The following is a 17,325-nucleotide window of genomic DNA, read 5'->3' on the forward strand; positions in this document are numbered from 1 at the left end:
ACGAGTGTAGACTTATCGTAAGTCTACAGGTGTATACCTCTTGGGAAGGTGCTTCATGGATCTCGAAATCGCTGGTAAGCGGGCTCTGGTCACGGGTTCCAGCGCGGGCCTCGGCTCCGCGATCGCCCGGCTCTTGGCCGCCGAAGGCGCTTCGGTGGTGGTGCACGGCCGGGACGTCTCCCGCGCTTCGCGGGTCGCTTCGTCGATCGGCGCGGCCGGGGTGGCGATCGGCGATCTGTCGACCGACGCCGGGGCGGACGCGGTGGCCGCGGCCGCCGGGGACGTCGACATCCTGGTGAACAACGCCGGCTCGTACGACCACCTGGGGTGGACGGACGCGACGCCGGAGGTGTGGGCGTCGACGTACGAGGCGAACGTGGTGTCGGCGGTCCGGATGATCCAGCGGTGCGTGCCGGGCATGCGGGCGCGGGGCTGGGGCCGGGTGGTCCAGATCGGCGGCGGGCTGGCGATCCAGCCGATGGCGATGCAGCCGCACTACACGGCGACGCTGGCGGCTCGGCACAACCTGGCGGTGTCCCTGGCCCGCGACCTGGCGGGTACGGGCGTGACGTCGAACGTGGTCGCCCCGGGCGCGATCCTGGTGGACTCGGTCCGCGAGCTGCTCACGACGATCGCGCCCTCGCACGGGTCGGGTGACTCGTGGGAGGACATCGAGCCGGCGGCGGCGCGGGACCTGGTCCCGAACGACGTGGGCCGGCTGGGGCGTCCGGAGGAGATCGCGGCGGCGGTGGGCTATCTGGTGAGCCCGGCGGCGGCTTACGTGAGCGGCGCGACGATCCGGGTGGACGGTGGCACGATCCGGTCAGTGCACTGACCTTGGCCGGTAGAGGCCGACGGGGCGGACGGCCGGCGTTTTCCGGCTATCGTCGGCCCTCCACGGCTTCGGGGAGGAACCATGAGAAAGCGGGCCAAGGCATTCCTGTGCGCGGTGCTGAGCGCCGCCGGACTGGCCGTCGCTCCGGGGCCGGCGTCGGCCGCGGCCGCCGAGTGCAGCCCCAACTTCGACCACATCTGCCTGTGGTCGGACATCAATTACCACAACGGCTACGGCGCTTGGGCGAGCTCGGTGGCGAAGCTTCCGACGGCCCTGAACGGCAAGGTGTCCAGTCTCAAGAACTTCATGCCCGGAGCGGTCATCTTCTACTCCGTCGAGAACTACGGCGGCAGCTATTTCTGCATCGACCAGGACGGCGTGGACGGCGACCTGAGGAACCGGTACGGCGACGGCATCACCTGGAACGACCGCATCAGGTCGTTCCGCTACTACCCGGGCGGCTTCTGCAACCCGCCGTGAGTCACAGCCGTCCACCCGAAGCCGTGTCGCCGGACAGCCGCTGGGCCAGGTACACCGGGACCGTCGACACCACGATCAGCACCGCCGCCACCACATTGACGATCGGGGCCTGGTTCGGCCGGAACAAGTTGTTGTAGATCCAGATCGGCAGCGTCTCCATGCCCGTGCCCAGGGTGAACGTCGTCACGATGATCTCGTCGAACGACAGCGCGAACGCCAGCAGGCCGCCTGCCAGCAGTGCCGAGCGCAGCATCGGGAACGTCACCAGCCGGAACGTCGTGAAGCCCGTCGCGCCGAGGTCCATCGACGCCTCCTCCAGGCTGCCGCCCATCCGCCTCAATCGCGCGACCACGTTGTTGAACACCACCACGATGCAGAACGTCGCGTGCGCGATGATCGCCGTCAGCAGGCCGAGGTTGATACCCAAGATCGTCCGGAACGCGTTGTTCAGCGCGATGCCCGTCACGATCCCCGGCAGGGCGATCGGCAAAATAATGAGCAGCGACACCGGGTTGCGGCCGAAGAACCGGTAGCGCTGCAACGCGAACGCCGCCATCGTGCCCAGCACCAGCGCGATCGCCGTGGCCGCCAGTCCCGCTTCCACGCTCGTCCACAGCGCGTTCAACGCACCCTCGTTCGACGTGGCCCGGCTCCACCACTCCAGCGTGAACCGGGTCGGCGGGAAGCCGAACGTCGTGTCCGCGTTGAACGAGTTGAGCAGCACCACCAGCAACGGGAAGTAGATCACCGCCAGGCCCGCACCCAGCGCCGTCCACAACAGCGCCCGAGACGTCCGCACCGAGACTCCTAGAGGTTGTCGAGCGCACCGGTGCGGCGCACCGCGGCCAGGTACACGAGCATGATCACGACCGGCACCGTCGCCACCGTCGCCGCGAACGGCAGGTTGTTCGCCGCGCCGATGTTGTCGTAGACGACGTTGCCGAGCATCTGGGACGTGCCGCCGACGATCTTCACCGCGATGTAGTCGCCCAGCGACAACGAGAACGTGAAGATCGAACCGGCCACGATCGCCGGGAACGTCAGCGGCAGGATCACCGACCGGAACGTCCGGAACGACCGCGCGCCGAGGTCGCCCGACGCGTCCACGAGCGAGTCCGGCAGCCGGTCCAGGCCCGCGTAGATCGGCAGGATCATGTACGGCAGCCACAGGTACGACAGCGTGATGATCGTGGCCGTGACGCCGTAGCCGGGAGAAATCCCGCTCAGGGCGCCGTTGCCGGACAGCATCGACCGCCACGCGTACGCCTTCACCAGGTAGCTCGCCCACAACGGGGTCATCACCGCGATCACCAGGATCCGTTGCGCCCGCGGGGAAGCCAGCTTGGCCATCGCGAACGCCATCGGGAACGCGATGACCGCGTCGATCACCGTGACCAGCGCCGCGATCCCGACCGTGCGGAAGGTGATCGTGCGGTAGACCGCGTCGGTGAACAGCGTCTTGAAGTTGTCCAGCGACCACTCGATGGCGACCTGGCCGGTGAACGCGTCCGTGTGCCAGAACGCCGTGACGAACAGCGCGGCGAGTGCGCCCAGGTAGGCCAGGCCGAGCCAGAGCAGCGGGGCCGAGAGCAGGAAACCCAGACGCAGCTTGGGCTTCCGGTAGAAGAAGGCCGATACGGCGGTCATGTCAGCCCTTGATCTCGGTCCAGGCCTTCGTCCACTCGCCGTAGTCCTTGCACTTGACGTCCGTGCGGCCGTCGAGGCACTGCGGGATCGGCGTGGTCCAGTAGGCGATCTTCGACGCGTACCCGGCGTCACTGGCGTGGTAGGTGTCGCAGAGCGTCTTGTCCGTCATCTCCGCGCACGCCTTCGTGTTCGCCGGCGCCTCGCCGAAGTACTCGGCGACCTGGGCGTTCACCTTCGGGCTGATGATGTAGTCGAGCCACTTGTACGCGCACGTCTTGTGTGCCGACTTCGCCGCGACCATCCAGGTGTCCGACCACCCGGTCGCGCCCTCGCTCGGCACCGACGCCTCCAGCGGCGCGCCCTCGCCCTTGGTCAGGTTGACCGTGACCTGCCAGGCGGTGCCGACGACGGCGTCGGCGTTCTTCAGCGCCTGGGACTCCTTGAGGTAGTCCGACCAGTACTCGGACACCAGCGGACGCTGCTGCTTGAGCAGGTTCACCGCGGCGGTGAACTGCTTGTCGTCGAGGGCGTACGGGTTCTTGATGCCGAGGTCCGGCTGGTGCGCCATCAGGTACAGCGCGGCGTCGGCGATGTAGATCGGCGAGTCGTAGGCGATCACCTTGCCCTTGTAGGGCGAGTTCGCGTCGAACATCACCGACCACGACGTCGGCGCCGGCGTCACCTTGTCGGTGCGCCAGGTCAGCAGGTTCGCGCCCCAGCCGTGCGGGATGCCGTAGGAGACGCCGCCGACGCTGTTCCACGACTTGTCCTTGAGGAACGGCTGCACGTCGGCGTAGTTCGGCACCAGCGCGGTGTTCACCGGCTCGGCGTCGCCCGAAGCCACCAGCCGCAGCGACGCGTCACCCGAAGCGGAGACGACGTCGTACTGGCCGGTCTTCATCAGCGTCACGGCTTCGTCGGACGTCCCGAACGGCTTGACGTTCACCTTGCAGCCGGTCTGCTGCTCGAACGGCGTGACCCAGTTGACCTTCGGGTCGTTGGAGCCGTTCTCCGCGTAGCCCGGCCAGGCCAGCACGTTCAGCTGCCCTTCCGGCTGGCCGAGCGCTTTGAGCGCCTCCAGCTTCGGCGGGGTGAAGCCCTGCGCGCCGGGCGGCGCGGCGGAGTTCGAACCCGATGTGCCACATGCAGCCAACAGCAGGCTTGCGCCGAGAACCCCGGCGAGCCGCGTCTTCCTGTTCTTCATGGCCACCCTTCTGAAGTACTACTGCACCTGGAAGCTGTGTTCGCCGCGCCAGCTGAGCCGGACGCGGCCCTCCGCCAAGGCGCCGTCGGTGTTCTGCCGGACGACCGAAAGCTGTCCCCCGGCGTCGAGCGCGACGGTGTACCGCACGGTCGCGCCCGCGTAGACGACGTCGGTGACCGTGCCGGTCGCGCTGGTGTCCCCCGCGGCGGCGGGCTCGGACAGCTCGGCGTCGATGCGGATCTTCTCCGGCCGGATGCTGAACAACCCGGGCCGGCCGATGACGGACTCGGCGCCGCGCCCGCCCAGCAGGTTCGACGTCCCGACGAACCCCGCGACGAACGCGCTGGCTGGGCGTTCGTAGACCTCTTCCGGCGGCCCGACCTGCTCGATCTTGCCGTCGTTGAAGACCGCGATCCGGTCGCTCATGGTGAGCGCCTCGTCCTGGTCGTGGGTGACGAAGACGAACGTGATGCCGACGTCGCGCTGGATCTGCTTGAGCTCGAGCTGCATCGCCTGGCGCAGCTTGAGGTCCAGCGCGCCGAGCGGCTCGTCGAGCAGCAGCACCTTGGGCCGGTTGACCAGCGCGCGGGCGAGCGCGACGCGCTGGCGCTGGCCGCCGGACAGCTGCGAGGGCTTGCGCGAGCCGTAGTCGTCCAGCCGCACGGTCTTCAGCGCTTCGAGCGCACGCTCCCGGCGTTGCTGCTTCGGGACGCGCTTGACGCGCAGGCCGTATTCGACGTTCTGCTGCACGGACATGTGCGGGAAGAGCGCGTAGTCCTGGAACACCGTGTTGACGTCGCGCTCGAACGGCGGGAGCCGACTGACGTCCCGGCCGTCCAGCTCGATCGTGCCCTCGGTGGGCAGCTCGAAGCCGGCGATCATGCGCAGCACGGTCGTCTTGCCCGAGCCGGACGGCCCGAGCATCGAGAAGAACTCGCCGGGCGGGATGTCGAGGTCGAGGCCGTCGACCGCGTGGACGTCACCGAAGTGCTTGCGCAGCCCGGAAAGCCGGATGGCCGGGCCGTCGGTCGCGCTCGGCGGCGGGGCGTCCTCCCGCGTCTCGGTGGGTGCTTGGTTGGGCATCGTGACCCTCACAGTGCGCTCATCACGTGCTTGACGCGGGTGTAGTCCTCCAGCCCGTAGAGCGAGAGGTCCTTGCCGTAGCCGGACTTCTTGAACCCGCCGTGCGGCATCTCGGCGACCAGGGGGATGTGGGTGTTGATCCAGACGCAGCCGAAGTCGAGCTTCGCCGCGAGGCGCATCGCGCGCTGGTGGTCGCGGGTCCAGACCGACGACGCGAGGGCGTACTGGACGCCGTTCGCGGACTTCAGGGCCTCGGCTTCGTCCTCGAAGCGCTGGACGGTGATCACCGGGCCGAAGATCTCGTTCTGGCTCATTTCGTCGTCCTGCTTCAGCCCGGAGACGACGGTGGCCTCGTAGAAGTAGCCCTCGTCCCCGACCCGATGCCCTCCACAGTGGACGGTCGCGTGGGCCGGGAGCCGGTCGACGAACCCGGACACCTTCGCCAGCTGGGCCGCGTTGTTGAGCGGGCCGAACGCGACGTCTTCGTCGTCGGGCTTGCCGGTCTTCGTGTTTTCGGCCTGCCGCGTGAGCGCCGCGACGAACGTGTCGTGCACCTCGTCGGCGACCAGCACGCGCGTGGCGGCGGTGCAGTCCTGGCCGGCGTTGAAGTAGCCCGCGACGGCGATTGCCTCTGCGGCGGCTTCGAGGTCGGCGTCGCCGAAGACGATGACCGGCGCCTTGCCGCCCAGCTCCAGGTGCACGCGCTTGACGTCGTTCGCCGCACTGCGCGCGACCTCGATGCCGGCCCGGACCGAGCCGGTGATCGACACCATCGCCGGGATGTCGTGCTCGACCAGCGCGCGGCCGGTGTCGCGGTCGCCGCAGACGACGTTGAACACGCCCGGCGGCAGGAACTCCCCCGCGATCTCGGCGAGCAGCAGCGACGACGCCGGCGTGGTGTCGGACGGCTTGAGCACGATCGTGTTGCCGGCGGCGAGCGCGGGCGCGATCTTCCAGATGGCCATCAGCAGCGGGTAGTTCCACGGCGTGACCTGCGCACAGACGCCGACGGGCTCGCGGCGGACGAAGGACGTGTGGCCTTCCATGTACTCACCGGCCGAGCGGCCTTCCAGTACGCGCGCGGCCCCGGCGAAGAAGCGGACCTGGTCCAGGACCATCGGCATCTCTTCGGCCAGGGTCAGCGCGATCGGCTTGCCGGTGTTCGCGGACTCGACGGCCACGACTTCCTCGGCGCGGGCTTCGAGCGCGTCGGCGATCTTGAGCAGGGCGAGCTGGCGCTGGGCCGGGGTCGTCGCGCGCCAGGTCTCGAACGCGGCCGCGGCGACCTGCAGCGCGTTGTCGACGTCGTCGGGTCCGGCGATCGGCGCGGTGCAGTAGGGGCGCCCGGTGACCGGGTCGACGATCTCCGCCGTCCGGCCCGACTTCGAGTCGACGTACGCGCCGCCGACGTAGTGCTTCAGCTCCTGCACGGTGGACTCCTCCAGCGATCGGAGCTAAAACATATAAGTCCATATGTAATAGGACAAGAGGATCAGGCAAGATTGGTGCGAACGGGTACTCGGGCAGACGAAGGGTCACGATGCGCAAGGGCATGTCGCACAGCGCGCGATCCGCCATGTTCGCGCCGCTCGGCCAGGTCGGCCGGGCGGAAGCGGTGGCGGCGCGGCTGGTCGACGCCATCACGCTCGGCCTGCTCGCCGACGAGGAGCAGCTGCCCAGCGAAGCCGACCTGGCCGCGCAGTTCGGCGTCTCGACCGTGACGGTCCGGGAGGCGCTCGTGGCGTTGCGGCAGCAGGGGCTGGTCGAGACGCGGCGTGGGCGCAGCGGCGGCAGCTTCGTCCGCACGCCGGCCAACCCGCCCTCGGACGTCTGGCGCGAACGGCTGCAGGAGGTGTCGCTGTCCGACCTGCGTGACGTCGGCGACCACTACCTCGCGATCGCCGGGGCCGCCGCCAAGCTCGCCGCCGAGCGCAGCTCCCCCGAGGACGTCGAACGGCTGCGGCTGGCCACCGAAGACCTCCGCACGGCGCACGGCATCGACTTCACGCGGGCGGAGCGGCAGTTCCACCTGGAGATCGCGGCGGCCGCCCAGTCACCGCGGCTGACGCACGAAGAGGTCCACCTGCAGGCCGAGCTGGGCGGGCTGCTGTGGCTGCCGCTCGGAACTCATCCGTACGAGGAGCACACGGCGATCACCGCGGCGATCGCGTCCGCCGACGGCGACCTGGCCCGCAAGCTCACCGAGGAGCACCTGCTGGGCGCCCTCGACCGGCTCGCGGACGTGCACCTGGACTTGCTTGCCCCGTAAGCTCCGTCCCAACCCGCGCATCGAGGTGAGCACCGTGAACGACACCCGCACGCTGGCCGGCGACGAGGTCGTCGAGCAGGTTTCCGCTTTGGTGGAAGGGGTTTTCGACCGGCTGAAGCCACTGCTCGCGGCCGCCGAATCGGTGCTGGCCGACACTCCGGCCGCCGCGGCCCTGCACCGGATCCGCCCGGTCGTCACCGAGGCGCTCGGCGGGCTGATCGTCGGCGCGGGGTTCGTCAGCGCGCCGCGGGTGCTCGAAGATTCGGAGTTCGGCTTCGAGTGGTGGACCGGTTCCGGCGTCGAGCCGCCGTCCCAGCTGTTCATCAGCCTCGACCCGGGCAGCGAGAACTTCCTCGACTACACGCGCCAGTCGTGGTTCACGGTCCCCCGCGACACCGGGCGGCGGCACATCAACGGCCCGTACGTCGACTACCTCTGCACCGACGAGTACACCCTGACGTTCACGATCCCGGTGGTTTCGGCCGGCGCCTTCGCGGGCGTGGTGGGCGCGGACGTGTACGTGCGCGAATTCGAGCGCGCGGTACGGCCGCGGTTGCGCACCCTCGGGCGTGGCGCGGCGTTGCTGAACGCACAAGGGCGGGTGATCGTCTCCAACAGCGTCCGGCAGGCGACGGGGTCCTTGGTGCGCGAGGCGGACGTCCCCGCTTGGTGGTCGTCCGGCGCGGAGCCGGGACCGGTGCTGCGGCGGTGCGGTGACTCGCCGATCGTGTTGGTCCGTTAGCGGTCAAGGACCACCCATCAGCGCATAGCCCACGTAGCAGTCCGAACCGGCTCGTACGAGAACCGTCGTCGGGGTCCCGTCCGGCACCGGCTTGGCGGTGAACACCGCCTGCGACGCGCCGAACAACGTGACCACCTCGTCGACCGGGGTCAACGACGTCGCGGTGCCACCGAAGTGCACCAGCGGCACGCAGTACGGATCGGCCGAGGCGCACCAGCCGGCGCCGGCGCACGTCAGGTAGCTCCGGTAGTCCCGGCCGGCGTGGTGGATGCGGTACGGAAGCCCGCGATCGCCCGGCAGCGCGTAGCCGAAGTGGTTGGCCGTCCAGGGCAGGAACGCGAGCCCGCCCGCCGCCAGCAACACCACCGCCGAAGCCACCAGTGCCGCGCGCTTGTAGGCCATGCGAAGGAGACGTCCGACCCGGCACTTGTGTTGCTCAGGCCTGCAACGCCACCCAAAGTTCGGCGCGGACACCCGGTGAGTCGAGGTCGCGGCCCAGCAGTTCCTCAGCCTTCCGGATCCGGTTGCGCAGCGTGTGGCGGTGGACGCCGAGGCGGGCGGCCGCGATGTCCCAGTGGCCGTGGTGCTCCAGCCAGCAGCGCAGTGAGCCGACGAGGTCGCCGCGGCCGGTCTCGTCGTGTGCGCGCAGCGGGGCCAGCACGTTTTCAGCGTAGATCCGCGCCACCACGGGGTCGATGAGCGACAGCAGCCCGCGGGCGGAGTGCTCGGCGAAGGTCACCAGCGGCTTGCCGTCGGCCTCCGCCGCTCGCGCCGCCAGGTCGGCTTGTTCCGCGCCCACCTCGAAGTCCTCCAGCCGCACCGGGTCCGCCAGGCCGGCGTACATCGGCGGGACGGTCGCCGCCGCGGCCAGGGCCCGGTCCAGCACGTCGCCGCCCGAGCGGCCCACCACCAGCATCGCCGATCCCCACTCCGCGAAGAAGAGGGAGCTGTCCCCGTCGAGCGCATCACCCACGCGGTGACGCTGCGCGGGCGCGCCGACCAGCGCGACCATCGCCCACGGCGGCTCGGGCGGGTCGCCCCACACCGTCGTGATCAGTCCGAACGCCAGCTCGTACTGCCCCGCCGCCAGCAGGTCGGCCGCCCCTTTCCGCAGATCCCACCACGCGTGCGTGAGGGTCAGATCCTGTTCGAGGGCAAGGGAAAGCAGCGACACCGCGGCGTTGACGACGTGCCGGCCGGCGGTGTCGAGCGGCTCGGGCGTCCCGACGGCGAGGATCCGGCGCGCACGGGTGTGCAGGGTCTGCAGCACGACCTCCTCCCCGTCGAGCGCGAAGGCCCGCGTACCGGAGCGAAGGTGCTTCGCTTCTTCGCGGACCGAGCCGGCGTGCGCGTGTGCGCTCGCGGGCGCGGCCTCGGCACTCGCGTGGTCGAAGAGCAGGACCCAGCCGTCGATCAGCTTGGCGAGTTTGCGCAGCACCCCCGCCGGGCCGCCCTTGCCGACCGCCGTGCGGGTCAGTTCCTGCTGTGCCTTGCCGATGCGGACCGTCGTGGCGTACTCGTCGGCCGCCACCGCCCGCGACACCGCACGGGTGATCGCGATGAACGGCGTCTCGCGCGGCACCTCCAGCACCGGCAGCCCGACCTCGGCGGCCGTCTCGACCAGCGCGCGCGGCACCTCGTCGTGGCTCAGCCCGACGCCGAACCCGAGCCCCGCCACCCCGGCGTCCACCAAGCGGCGCACATAGCCCCGGGACGTCTCCTCGTCCAAGGCCAGACCGGTCGTGAGCAGCAGCTCGCCGCCTTCCAGGAAGGCCTGAGGGTCGGTCAGCTCCGTCGGGTGCACCCAGCCGATCGGGCGGTCCAGGAGGTCGTCGCCGGTCAGCACACGCAGGCCGAGCGGGCGGTCGGCGGCCAGTCCTCGCAGCGTGAGTGCCATAACGGCCAATTCTACGCTCTGAATTGGCCAGTCCGGCCAGCTGACGGCGGCCCGGTCGCAGCTCATCCTGAGGACGTCCACCCACCTCCGGAGGAGCACGCCGTGACCGCAAGCACCACCGCCGAGCCGCAGGCCCCGGCACCCCGGCAGCGCCGGCTGCGCACCGAGATCCCCGGCCCCGTCTCGCGCGAGCTGCAGGAGCGGCGCCTCGACGCGGTCGCCGCCGGGGTCAGCTCGGTGCTGCCCGTCTACGTCACCTCCGCCAGCGGCGGCCTGCTCACCGACGCCGACGGCAACGTCCTGATCGACTTCGGCTCCGGCATCGCGGTGACCAACGTCGGGCACTCCGCGCCGGCCGTCGTCGACCGCGTCCGCGAGCAAGCCGGCCGGTTCACCCACACCTGTTTCATGGTCGCGCCGTACGAGGGCTACGTCGAGGTCTGCGAAGCGCTGGCCGAGCTGACGCCGGGCGACCACGCGAAGAAGTCGGTGCTGTTCAACTCCGGCGCCGAAGCCGTCGAGAACGCCGTGAAGATCGCGCGGGTGGCGACCGGGCGCCAGGCCGTCGTCGTGTTCGACCACGCGTACCACGGCCGCACCAACCTCACCATGGGCATGACCGCGAAGTCGGTGCCCTACAAGCACGGTTTCGGGCCGTTCGCGCCCGAGGTCTACCGCGTGCCGGGCTCGTACCCGTACCGCGACGGCCTGTCCGGTGACGCGGCGGCGGCGCTGGCCATCGACCGGATCGAGAAGCAGATCGGCGGCGACCAGGTGGCCGCGGTCGTCCTGGAGCCGATCCAGGGCGAGGGTGGGTTCATCGAGCCCGCGCGCGGCTTCCTGCCCGCGATTTCCGCGTGGTGCCGCGAAAACGGCGTCGTGTTCGTCGCCGACGAGGTCCAGACGGGCTTCTGCCGCACCGGATCCTGGTTCGCGTCCACCGACGAGGACGTCGTCCCCGACCTGATCGCGACGGCCAAGGGCATCGCGGGCGGGCTGCCGCTGTCCGCGGTCACCGGCCGCGCTTCCCTGCTGGACTCCGTCGGCGCCGGCGGCCTCGGCGGCACGTACGGCGGCAACCCGATCGCCTGCGCCGCCGCGCTCGGCTCGATCGAGACGATGAAGACGGAGGATCTGGCCGCGTCGGCGAAGCGCATCGAAGGTGTTGTCCTGCCGCGTTTGCGGGCGCTGGCTGTCGAAACCGGCGTCATCGGCGACGTCCGCGGGCGCGGCGCGATGCTGGCCGCGGAGTTCGTGCGTCCCGGGACGAACGAACCCGACGCCGACCTGACCAAGCGCGTCGCGGCGGCCTGCCACCGAGCCGGCGTGATCGTGCTGACCTGCGGCACCTACGGCAACGTCGTCCGGCTGCTGCCGCCGCTGTCCCTGTCCACCGACTTGCTCGACGAGGGCCTCGCGGTCCTCGAGCACGCTGTCCGCACGGAGGCTCGCGCATGACTTTCCCCTTCTGGGTCGCCGGCAAGCCGGTGACCGGCGGCGCGACGGCCGTAGTCCACCACTCCTACGACGGTTCTTCCGCCGGCTCGCACTTCGTGCCGTCCGCCGAGGACGTCGAAGCCGCGGTGCTGGCCGCGCACGACGTCGCCGACGAATTCGCGACGCTGCCCGCGCACGTCCGCGCCGGGGCGTTGGACCACGTGTCCCGAGCCTTGGGTGAGCGGTCCGAGGAGATCGCTCAGCTGATCACGGCCGAGTCGGGCAAGCCGCTGAAGTGGGCGCGCGGCGAGGTCGGGCGCGCGGTCTCGACGTTCCGCTGGGCCGCCGAGGAGGCGCGGCGCTTCTCGGGCGAGCTGCAGCGGCTCGACACCGACCCGGGCGGCACCGGCCGGCTGGCGCTGGTCCGGCGCGTCCCACGGGGGCCCGTGTTGGGCATCACGCCGTTCAACTTCCCGCTGAACCTGGTGGCGCACAAGGTGGCCCCGGCGATCGCGGTGGGCGCGCCGATCGTGCTCAAGCCCGCGCCGGCGACGCCGCTGACGGCGTTGCTGCTGGGTGAAATCCTGGCCGAGACCGACCTCCCGGCGGGGTCGTGGTCGATCCTGCCGGTGGACAACGAGACGTCGTCGCGGCTGGTCGAGGACCCGCGGCTGCCGGTGGTGTCGTTCACCGGCTCGGTCCCGGTCGGCTGGGCGATCCGCGACCGCGTGCCGCGCAAGCACGTGGCACTGGAGCTGGGCGGCAACGGCGCGGTGCTCGTCTGTCCGGATTGGACGGACCTCGACTTCGCGGCGCAGCGGATCGCGACGTTCGCGATGTACCAGGCGGGGCAGTCGTGCATTTCGGTGCAGCGGGTGTACGTCCACTCGGACGTTTACGACGCGTTGGCTTCGAAGGTCCTCGCGCAGGTCCAGGCATTGCGCACGGGCGACCCGCGCGCCGAGGGTGTGGACGTGGGCCCGCTGATCAACGCGTCCGCGGCCGAGCGCGTGGAGTCTTGGGTTTCCGAAGCGGTTTCGGCCGGCGCACGACTGCTGACCGGCGGCGGGCGATCGGGGGCCACGGTCGAGCCGACGGTGCTGGCGGACGTCCCCGAGGACGCGTCGGTGATGGCCGAGGAGGTGTTCGGGCCGGTGGTTTCGCTGGTCCGGGTGGCTTCGGTGGCCGAAGGCGTCGAGCGGATCAACGCGTCGCGCTTCGGGCTGCAGGCGGGCGTGTTCACGCGCGACCTGCCGACGGCGTTCGAGGTATCGGCCGCGTTGAAGGTGGGTGGCGTGCTGGTGGGTGACGTGCCGAGCTTCCGCGCGGACCAGATGCCTTACGGCGGTGTGAAGGACTCGGGTGTGGGCCGCGAGGGCCCGGCGTCGGCGATGGCGGACTTCACCGAGGAGCGGGTCACGGTGCTGACGGGATTGACGCTGTAATCGCTCGCTCCCCGCCCGCCGCCGGCGTAGGTTCGGGGCCGGGTGAGGAGGGCGCATGACGCTGGCACGCAAGGGTTCACGGCTCATCACGGTCGAAGACACGGACTACCGCTGGACGGTCCGCGCCAAGCCGACCTACTCGCAGGGGCTCGGCGCGACGATGACCTTCGCGGTCGAACTCGCCGAGCGGCCGGGCGCCACCCTGGTGGTCGACACCGGACGGCCGCGGCCGGACAACTGGCTGCACCTGGCGACCGAGCCGGTCCGGCCGGCCGAAGTCACCGAAGCCGTCCGCGCCGCACTCGCCCGGGGCTTCGACTTCACAGCGACGCAAGCGTCTCCGTAAGCGCGGCGTGCGCCTCGACGAGTGAAGGTCCGTACCACGTGAGGTGGCGGCCCGAGACCAGGACGTACCGCGCGTCCGGGAAGTGGTCCGGGCCGTCGTCCTCCGTGAACACGTACGGCTCGTCCGGCAGCACCAGCAGGTCCGCGTCCGCCGCGAAGTGCGCGCGCAGCTCGTCCACGTCCGGCCGGGGGTACCGCTCCGCCGACCCCGCGTAGACGTTCGCCACCCCGACCCGGCGCAGGACGTCGCCGCCGAAGGTGTCGCGGCCCAGGACGATCCACGGCTTGCGCCACACCGGGACCACCGCGTGGAACCGCACCGGCCGGACCTCGCGCCAGACCTCCTCCGCCGCCACCAGCCATTCGGGTTCGGCAAGGTCGTACGCCTGGGTCAGGATCCGCCGGAGCGACCCCAACGCGGCCGGGACCGTGGCCGAGGCCGCCATCACCCACACCGGGATCCCGTTGGCGCGCAAGCGTTCCACGTCCTCCGGGCGGTTCTCCTCCGAGTTGGCCAGCACCAAGTCGGGCGCCAGGTCCAGCACGGCGTCGATCTTCGGGTACTTCGAGCCGCCCACCCGCGGGACGTCCAGGTCGGCCGGGTGCGTGCAGTAGTCGGTCGCCCCGGCGAGCCGGCCGGGCGCGCTGACCTCGACCGCTTCGGTCAGCGACGGCACCAGGGACACCACGCGGAAAGCCGGGCCGGTCAGCGGCACCGGCTCCCCGAGATCGTCGACGAGGTTCATGCGCGTTCGAACGACACCTTCCGCTTCTCGACGTCGACCGCGGTCAGCCGGACGTCGATCCGCTCCCCCGCGGTCAGCTTCTCCCCCGCGCACTTCGCCATCACCGTCGGGTCCTCGACCAGGATCTCCGCCTTGTTCTCGTCCGCGCGCAGCACCACCGCGCTGAACTCGCCGCCGATGTGCTCGGCCAGCACCCACGCCTCGACCTGGTCGATGCACGCCCGCTCGACCTTCGCGGCGAGCGTGTCCGACGCCGTCATGCGCTCCGGGACGTCCGCGAGCGCCGCGCGCACCCACTCCGGCACCTCGCGCCCGGCCGAAACGGCCAGGCAGATCTCCGTCGCGAACCGGTCGACCAGCCGCCGGATCGGCGCCGTGACGTGCGCGTACGCGCCGCCGATACCCGCGTGCGTCGTCAACGACGGCAGTTCGCCGTCGAACGCCGTGTACCCCGCGCCGCGCAACAGGCGCGTCGTGTCGGCGTAGAGCGCCATCGACGCCGGCTGCCCGGGGTCCAACCGGGACAGGAACTCCGAGACCGTCGTCTTCGGCGCCCAGGCGATGCCCAGCGCTTCGGCCGAGCGCCGCAGCCAGTCGACGGCTTCGGGCTCCGGATCGGGCAACGTGCGCAGGACCCCGACCCGCGCGTCGATCATGATCCGCGCCGCGGCCATCCCGGTGAGCAGCGAGATCTCGGCGTTCCAGGCGTCGACGGCGGTGCGCGGCCGGCGCGCCAGCACCCACCCGCCGTCCGGGTCGCCGCTGATCTCCTGCTCCGGCAGCTGCAGCTCGACGGCGCCGCGCCGGACGGCCAGCTCGCGTCGTCGCCGTCCCAGCTCGGGCAACGCGGCCACCGACGGGTGCGGGTTTCCGGCATCCAGGGCGGCTTGCACCGTCTCGTAGTCGAACTGCTCGGTGGACCGGACCAGCGCGCGCCGGACGCGGGTCGCCGTCGGTTCGCCCGATTCGTCGGTCTCGATGGTCCAGAGCACCGCGGGCCGGATCTCGCCGGGCAGCAGGCTCGCCGCGCCTTCCGACAGGACCGGCGGGTGCAGCGGGACGTTCCCGTCGGGCAGGTAGAGCGTCTGCCCGCGCGAGCGCGACTCGCGGTCGAGCGCGCCGCCGGGCGGGACGAACGCGGCGAGGTCGGCGATCGCGTAGTGCACGCGGAAGCCGTGCGCGGTCCGTTCGACGACCATCGCCTGGTCGAGGTCTTTCGAGCCCGGCGGGTCGATGGTGACGAACGGCAGGTCCGTCGCGTCCTCGCGCGGGCCGGCGCTCGCCAGTGGGTCGAGCACCGCGGCTTCCGCCTCGGCCAGCACCTCGGGCCCGAACGACTCCGGCAGCGAAAACTCGGCACGCAGGGGGCCGAAGTCCCCGCCCGCCGAGTGTGTCCTGATCACGAGGGGAGGCACCCCCCAACCCTAACCCTCGAAGGGCCCGATGATCGCCCGATCGGGCGCGGGCCGGTCGGGTGTACGTTGACTTCGCAATAATGAAAACCGTCTTCATTTCCAGAAGGGGCTCCGATCGTGAAGATCGCGTTCGTCGGCAAGGGCGGCAGCGGGAAGACCACGCTGTCATCGCTGTTCGTCGCGTACCTCGCCGACGCCGGACTGCCGGTGCTGGCCATCGACGCCGACATCAACCAGCACCTCGCCGTGGCACTCGGCGCGCCCGAGGAGGAAGCGCTCGCCTGGCCGACGCTCGGCGACAACATGGCCCTGATCAAGGACTACCTGCGCGGCGACAACCCGCGGATCGCCGACGCGGCGTCGATGATCAAGACGACGCCGCCGGGGCGGGGGTCGCGTCTGGTCCGGCCGTTCGAGGACAACCCGGTGTTCTCGGCGTGTTTCCGCCAGCTGGGCGGCGTGCGGCTCGGCGTAACCGGGCAGTTCGACGAGGACGACCTGGGCGTCAAGTGCTACCACTCGAAGGTGGGGGCCGCGGAACTGCTGCTGAACCACATGGTCGACGTCGAAGGCGAGTACGTCGTCATGGACATGACCGCGGGGGCGGACGCGTTCGCGTCGGGGCTGTTCACGCGGTTCGACGTGACGTTCCTGGTGTGCGAGCCGACGGTCCGCAGCGTGGGCGTGTACCGGCAGTACGCGGACTACGCGCGCGACTTCGGCGTGCGGCTCGTGGTGGTGGGCAACAAGGTGACCGACGCCGAGGACGTCGAGTTCCTGCAGGAGCAGGTCGGCGACGCGCTGCTGGGGTGGATGTCGGCGTCGCGCCACGTCCGCGCGGCGGAGCGCGGCACGGCCCGGCCGATCACCGAGCTCGAGCCGCGCAACCTCTCGACCCTTCGCACGATGCAGACGACGGTCGACGCCGAGCAGCGCGACTGGGCGCACTACCAGCGTCAGGCCGTCGAGTTCCACCTGCGCAACGCGGCCGCGTGGGCGGGCGACAGCCTGGCCGCGCAGGTGGACCCGGAGTTCGTGCTGGGCCCGGGGTTGTCGGTCTAGTCGTCGGCCTCCTCGGCATCGGCCCGCCGGGTCCGTTCCCGCGCGATGTCGAGGGCCCGCCGGGCGGTGGCTTCGTCGGGGTACGGGCCGAGCAGGTCGATGCTGCGGCTGCGCTCGAGGTGCTCGACCTGGTGGGTGCGGGTGTTGTAGTACCACCCCTGGTCCGGGTTCGGATCTTTGGACATGGTCCTAGGTTCGCACCACCGGGCCGGGTTGTCAGCGCTTGTACCGGTAGGGGATCTCGGTCGGCGTCCCGGTGGGGCCGAAGTCCTGGTTTTCCTCCGGCTCGGCGGGCTGGTCGCTGAACTCGTCGAACCAGCCGCGCGGGGTACCGCGGGGCGGAGTGGGCGGTTCCTGCCGCGAGGGCTGCGGGAGGGCGGTATCGCGCCCGGGAAAAACCGGCGGCGCCGAGTTCGGGGGAACGGGGGGCATCGTCCCGGGCCCGGGGAAGACGGGCCGCGCCGGGGCGGCGTGGCGGGCCGGGAAGGGCTGGGGGGTCGACTCCGGGCCGGGGAAGACCGGCTTGGAGCGGGTCGGTGGGGCGGGGTTGGCGGGCGGAGCCCAGGGAGGGGTGGCTGTCGCCGGGGGGTGCGGGGGGTTGGGGTGCTGGGAGCTGGTGGGGTGCGGCTGGGGTGCGGGTTGGTGCTGAGTAGGCGCCTGCGGTGACTGCTGCGCGGCGGGCGGTTGCTGCTGGGCAGGCGACTGCTGCGCAGCCGCC

The 17,325-nt window shown here is 70.9% G+C and carries 19 protein-coding genes; 8 read left to right on the top strand and 11 right to left on the bottom strand.

Annotated features, from left to right (window positions below):
- Positions 1–55: 55 nt before the first annotated feature.
- Positions 56–835, top strand: a complete 780-nt coding sequence (locus AA23TX_RS49265; RefSeq protein WP_155549967.1) for an SDR family NAD(P)-dependent oxidoreductase — start codon at positions 56–58, stop codon at positions 833–835.
- Between the two features lie 81 nt (positions 836–916).
- On the top strand, positions 917–1,315 hold the full coding sequence (locus tag AA23TX_RS49270) for a peptidase inhibitor family I36 protein (RefSeq protein ID WP_155549968.1): 399 nt from the start codon (positions 917–919) through the stop codon (positions 1,313–1,315).
- Between the two features lies 1 nt (position 1,316).
- Here the strand turns inward: AA23TX_RS49270 and AA23TX_RS49275 are convergent, their stop codons facing one another.
- The 5 genes from AA23TX_RS49275 to AA23TX_RS49295 are packed head-to-tail and all read right to left on the bottom strand — an operon-like array spanning position 1,317 to position 6,679.
- Complete coding sequence (locus tag AA23TX_RS49275) at positions 1,317–2,114, bottom strand: ABC transporter permease (RefSeq protein ID WP_196425983.1); 798 nt, start codon at positions 2,112–2,114, stop codon at positions 1,317–1,319.
- 8 nt (positions 2,115–2,122) lie between these two features.
- Positions 2,123–2,962, bottom strand: coding sequence for an ABC transporter permease (locus AA23TX_RS49280; protein WP_155549969.1), 840 nt, complete (start codon positions 2,960–2,962; stop codon positions 2,123–2,125).
- A 1-nt stretch (position 2,963) separates the two neighbouring features.
- Positions 2,964–4,166 carry an ABC transporter substrate-binding protein gene (locus AA23TX_RS49285; protein ID WP_155549970.1) on the bottom strand — a complete coding sequence of 401 codons (1,203 nt, stop codon included), beginning with the start codon at positions 4,164–4,166 and terminating at the stop codon, positions 2,964–2,966.
- 18 nt (positions 4,167–4,184) lie between these two features.
- Positions 4,185–5,249 carry an ABC transporter ATP-binding protein gene (locus AA23TX_RS49290; RefSeq protein WP_196425984.1) on the bottom strand — a complete coding sequence of 355 codons (1,065 nt, stop codon included), beginning with the start codon at positions 5,247–5,249 and terminating at the stop codon, positions 4,185–4,187.
- 8 nt (positions 5,250–5,257) lie between these two features.
- A complete protein-coding gene (locus AA23TX_RS49295; RefSeq protein WP_155549972.1) occupies positions 5,258–6,679 on the bottom strand; it encodes a gamma-aminobutyraldehyde dehydrogenase in 1,422 nt (473 codons plus the stop codon).
- A 110-nt stretch (positions 6,680–6,789) separates the two neighbouring features.
- Between AA23TX_RS49295 and AA23TX_RS49300 the strand changes: the two genes are divergently transcribed.
- Positions 6,790–7,518, top strand: coding sequence for a FadR/GntR family transcriptional regulator (locus AA23TX_RS49300; protein ID WP_155549973.1), 729 nt, complete (start codon positions 6,790–6,792; stop codon positions 7,516–7,518).
- A gap of 34 nt (positions 7,519–7,552) precedes the next feature.
- Positions 7,553–8,260: a cache domain-containing protein gene (locus AA23TX_RS49305; protein ID WP_155549974.1), complete on the top strand. Its 708-nt coding sequence runs from the start codon at positions 7,553–7,555 to the stop codon at positions 8,258–8,260.
- A gap of 3 nt (positions 8,261–8,263) precedes the next feature.
- Here AA23TX_RS49305 and AA23TX_RS49310 read toward each other — a convergent pair whose 3' ends face one another.
- Together AA23TX_RS49310 and AA23TX_RS49315 are read right to left on the bottom strand one after the other, a co-directional pair.
- On the bottom strand, positions 8,264–8,662 hold the full coding sequence (locus AA23TX_RS49310) for a hypothetical protein (protein ID WP_230863160.1): 399 nt from the start codon (positions 8,660–8,662) through the stop codon (positions 8,264–8,266).
- A 34-nt stretch (positions 8,663–8,696) separates the two neighbouring features.
- Positions 8,697–10,157: a PucR family transcriptional regulator gene (locus AA23TX_RS49315; protein ID WP_155549975.1), complete on the bottom strand. Its 1,461-nt coding sequence runs from the start codon at positions 10,155–10,157 to the stop codon at positions 8,697–8,699.
- Between the two features lie 102 nt (positions 10,158–10,259).
- On the opposite strand from AA23TX_RS49315, the gene gabT reads away from it, so the two are divergent.
- Genes gabT through AA23TX_RS49330 form a run of 3 tightly spaced genes read left to right on the top strand, consistent with a single transcriptional unit; the run spans position 10,260 to position 13,385 of the window.
- Positions 10,260–11,615: a 4-aminobutyrate--2-oxoglutarate transaminase gene (gene gabT, locus AA23TX_RS49320; RefSeq protein ID WP_155549976.1), complete on the top strand. Its 1,356-nt coding sequence runs from the start codon at positions 10,260–10,262 to the stop codon at positions 11,613–11,615.
- Positions 11,612–13,039, top strand: a complete 1,428-nt coding sequence (locus AA23TX_RS49325) for an aldehyde dehydrogenase family protein (protein WP_155549977.1) — start codon at positions 11,612–11,614, stop codon at positions 13,037–13,039. The genes gabT and AA23TX_RS49325 overlap by 4 nt, the downstream gene beginning before the upstream one ends.
- Before the next feature lie 55 nt (positions 13,040–13,094).
- The gene (locus AA23TX_RS49330) at positions 13,095–13,385 is read left to right on the top strand and encodes a hypothetical protein (RefSeq protein ID WP_155549978.1); all 291 of its coding nucleotides are present in this window, start codon (positions 13,095–13,097) and stop codon (positions 13,383–13,385) included.
- Here the strand turns inward: AA23TX_RS49330 and AA23TX_RS49335 are convergent.
- Positions 13,360–14,130, bottom strand: a complete 771-nt coding sequence (locus AA23TX_RS49335; RefSeq protein ID WP_155549979.1) for a helical backbone metal receptor — start codon at positions 14,128–14,130, stop codon at positions 13,360–13,362. The two genes, AA23TX_RS49330 and AA23TX_RS49335, sit on opposite strands and share 26 nt — an antisense overlap.
- Positions 14,127–15,533 (bottom strand): RNB domain-containing ribonuclease, encoded by a 1,407-nt coding sequence (locus AA23TX_RS49340; RefSeq protein ID WP_155549980.1) that lies wholly within the window; start codon positions 15,531–15,533, stop codon positions 14,127–14,129. Before AA23TX_RS49340 ends, AA23TX_RS49335 begins: the two co-directional genes overlap by 4 nt.
- 129 nt (positions 15,534–15,662) lie before the next feature.
- On the opposite strand from AA23TX_RS49340, the gene AA23TX_RS49345 reads away from it, so the two are divergent.
- Complete coding sequence (locus AA23TX_RS49345) at positions 15,663–16,607, top strand: ATP-binding protein (RefSeq protein ID WP_155549981.1); 945 nt, start codon at positions 15,663–15,665, stop codon at positions 16,605–16,607.
- On the opposite strand, the gene AA23TX_RS49350 is transcribed toward AA23TX_RS49345, so the two are convergent.
- Together AA23TX_RS49350 and AA23TX_RS50675 are read right to left on the bottom strand one after the other, a co-directional pair.
- Positions 16,604–16,792 (bottom strand): hypothetical protein, encoded by a 189-nt coding sequence (locus tag AA23TX_RS49350; protein ID WP_155549982.1) that lies wholly within the window; start codon positions 16,790–16,792, stop codon positions 16,604–16,606. The two genes, AA23TX_RS49345 and AA23TX_RS49350, sit on opposite strands and share 4 nt — an antisense overlap.
- A 31-nt stretch (positions 16,793–16,823) precedes the next feature.
- Positions 16,824–17,039, bottom strand: coding sequence for a hypothetical protein (locus tag AA23TX_RS50675; RefSeq protein ID WP_230863161.1), 216 nt, complete (start codon positions 17,037–17,039; stop codon positions 16,824–16,826).
- Positions 17,040–17,325 lie beyond the last annotated feature (286 nt).

The organism is Amycolatopsis camponoti (assembly GCF_902497555.1).
GTDB lineage: Bacteria > Actinomycetota > Actinomycetes > Mycobacteriales > Pseudonocardiaceae > Amycolatopsis > Amycolatopsis camponoti.

Excerpts from the sequence above, each read along its gene's own strand:
- AA23TX_RS49265 (WP_155549967.1), top strand. The coding sequence starts at position 56 with ATGGATCTCGAAATCGCTGGTAAGCGGGCTCTGGTCACGGGTTCCAGC.
- AA23TX_RS49270 (WP_155549968.1), top strand. The coding sequence starts at position 917 with ATGAGAAAGCGGGCCAAGGCATTCCTGTGCGCGGTGCTGAGCGCCGCC.
- AA23TX_RS49280 (WP_155549969.1), bottom strand. The coding sequence starts at position 2,962 with ATGACCGCCGTATCGGCCTTCTTCTACCGGAAGCCCAAGCTGCGTCTG.
- AA23TX_RS49285 (WP_155549970.1), bottom strand. The coding sequence starts at position 4,166 with ATGAAGAACAGGAAGACGCGGCTCGCCGGGGTTCTCGGCGCAAGCCTG.
- AA23TX_RS49290 (WP_196425984.1), bottom strand. The coding sequence starts at position 5,249 with ATGCCCAACCAAGCACCCACCGAGACGCGGGAGGACGCCCCGCCGCCG.
- AA23TX_RS49300 (WP_155549973.1), top strand. The coding sequence starts at position 6,790 with ATGCGCAAGGGCATGTCGCACAGCGCGCGATCCGCCATGTTCGCGCCG.
- AA23TX_RS49310 (WP_230863160.1), bottom strand. The coding sequence starts at position 8,662 with ATGGCCTACAAGCGCGCGGCACTGGTGGCTTCGGCGGTGGTGTTGCTG.
- AA23TX_RS49315 (WP_155549975.1), bottom strand. The coding sequence starts at position 10,157 with ATGGCACTCACGCTGCGAGGACTGGCCGCCGACCGCCCGCTCGGCCTG.
- AA23TX_RS49325 (WP_155549977.1), top strand. The coding sequence starts at position 11,612 with ATGACTTTCCCCTTCTGGGTCGCCGGCAAGCCGGTGACCGGCGGCGCG.
- AA23TX_RS49330 (WP_155549978.1), top strand. The coding sequence starts at position 13,095 with ATGACGCTGGCACGCAAGGGTTCACGGCTCATCACGGTCGAAGACACG.
- AA23TX_RS49335 (WP_155549979.1), bottom strand. The coding sequence starts at position 14,130 with ATGAACCTCGTCGACGATCTCGGGGAGCCGGTGCCGCTGACCGGCCCG.
- AA23TX_RS49350 (WP_155549982.1), bottom strand. The coding sequence starts at position 16,792 with ATGTCCAAAGATCCGAACCCGGACCAGGGGTGGTACTACAACACCCGC.
- AA23TX_RS50675 (WP_230863161.1), bottom strand. The coding sequence starts at position 17,039 with ATGCCCCCCGTTCCCCCGAACTCGGCGCCGCCGGTTTTTCCCGGGCGC.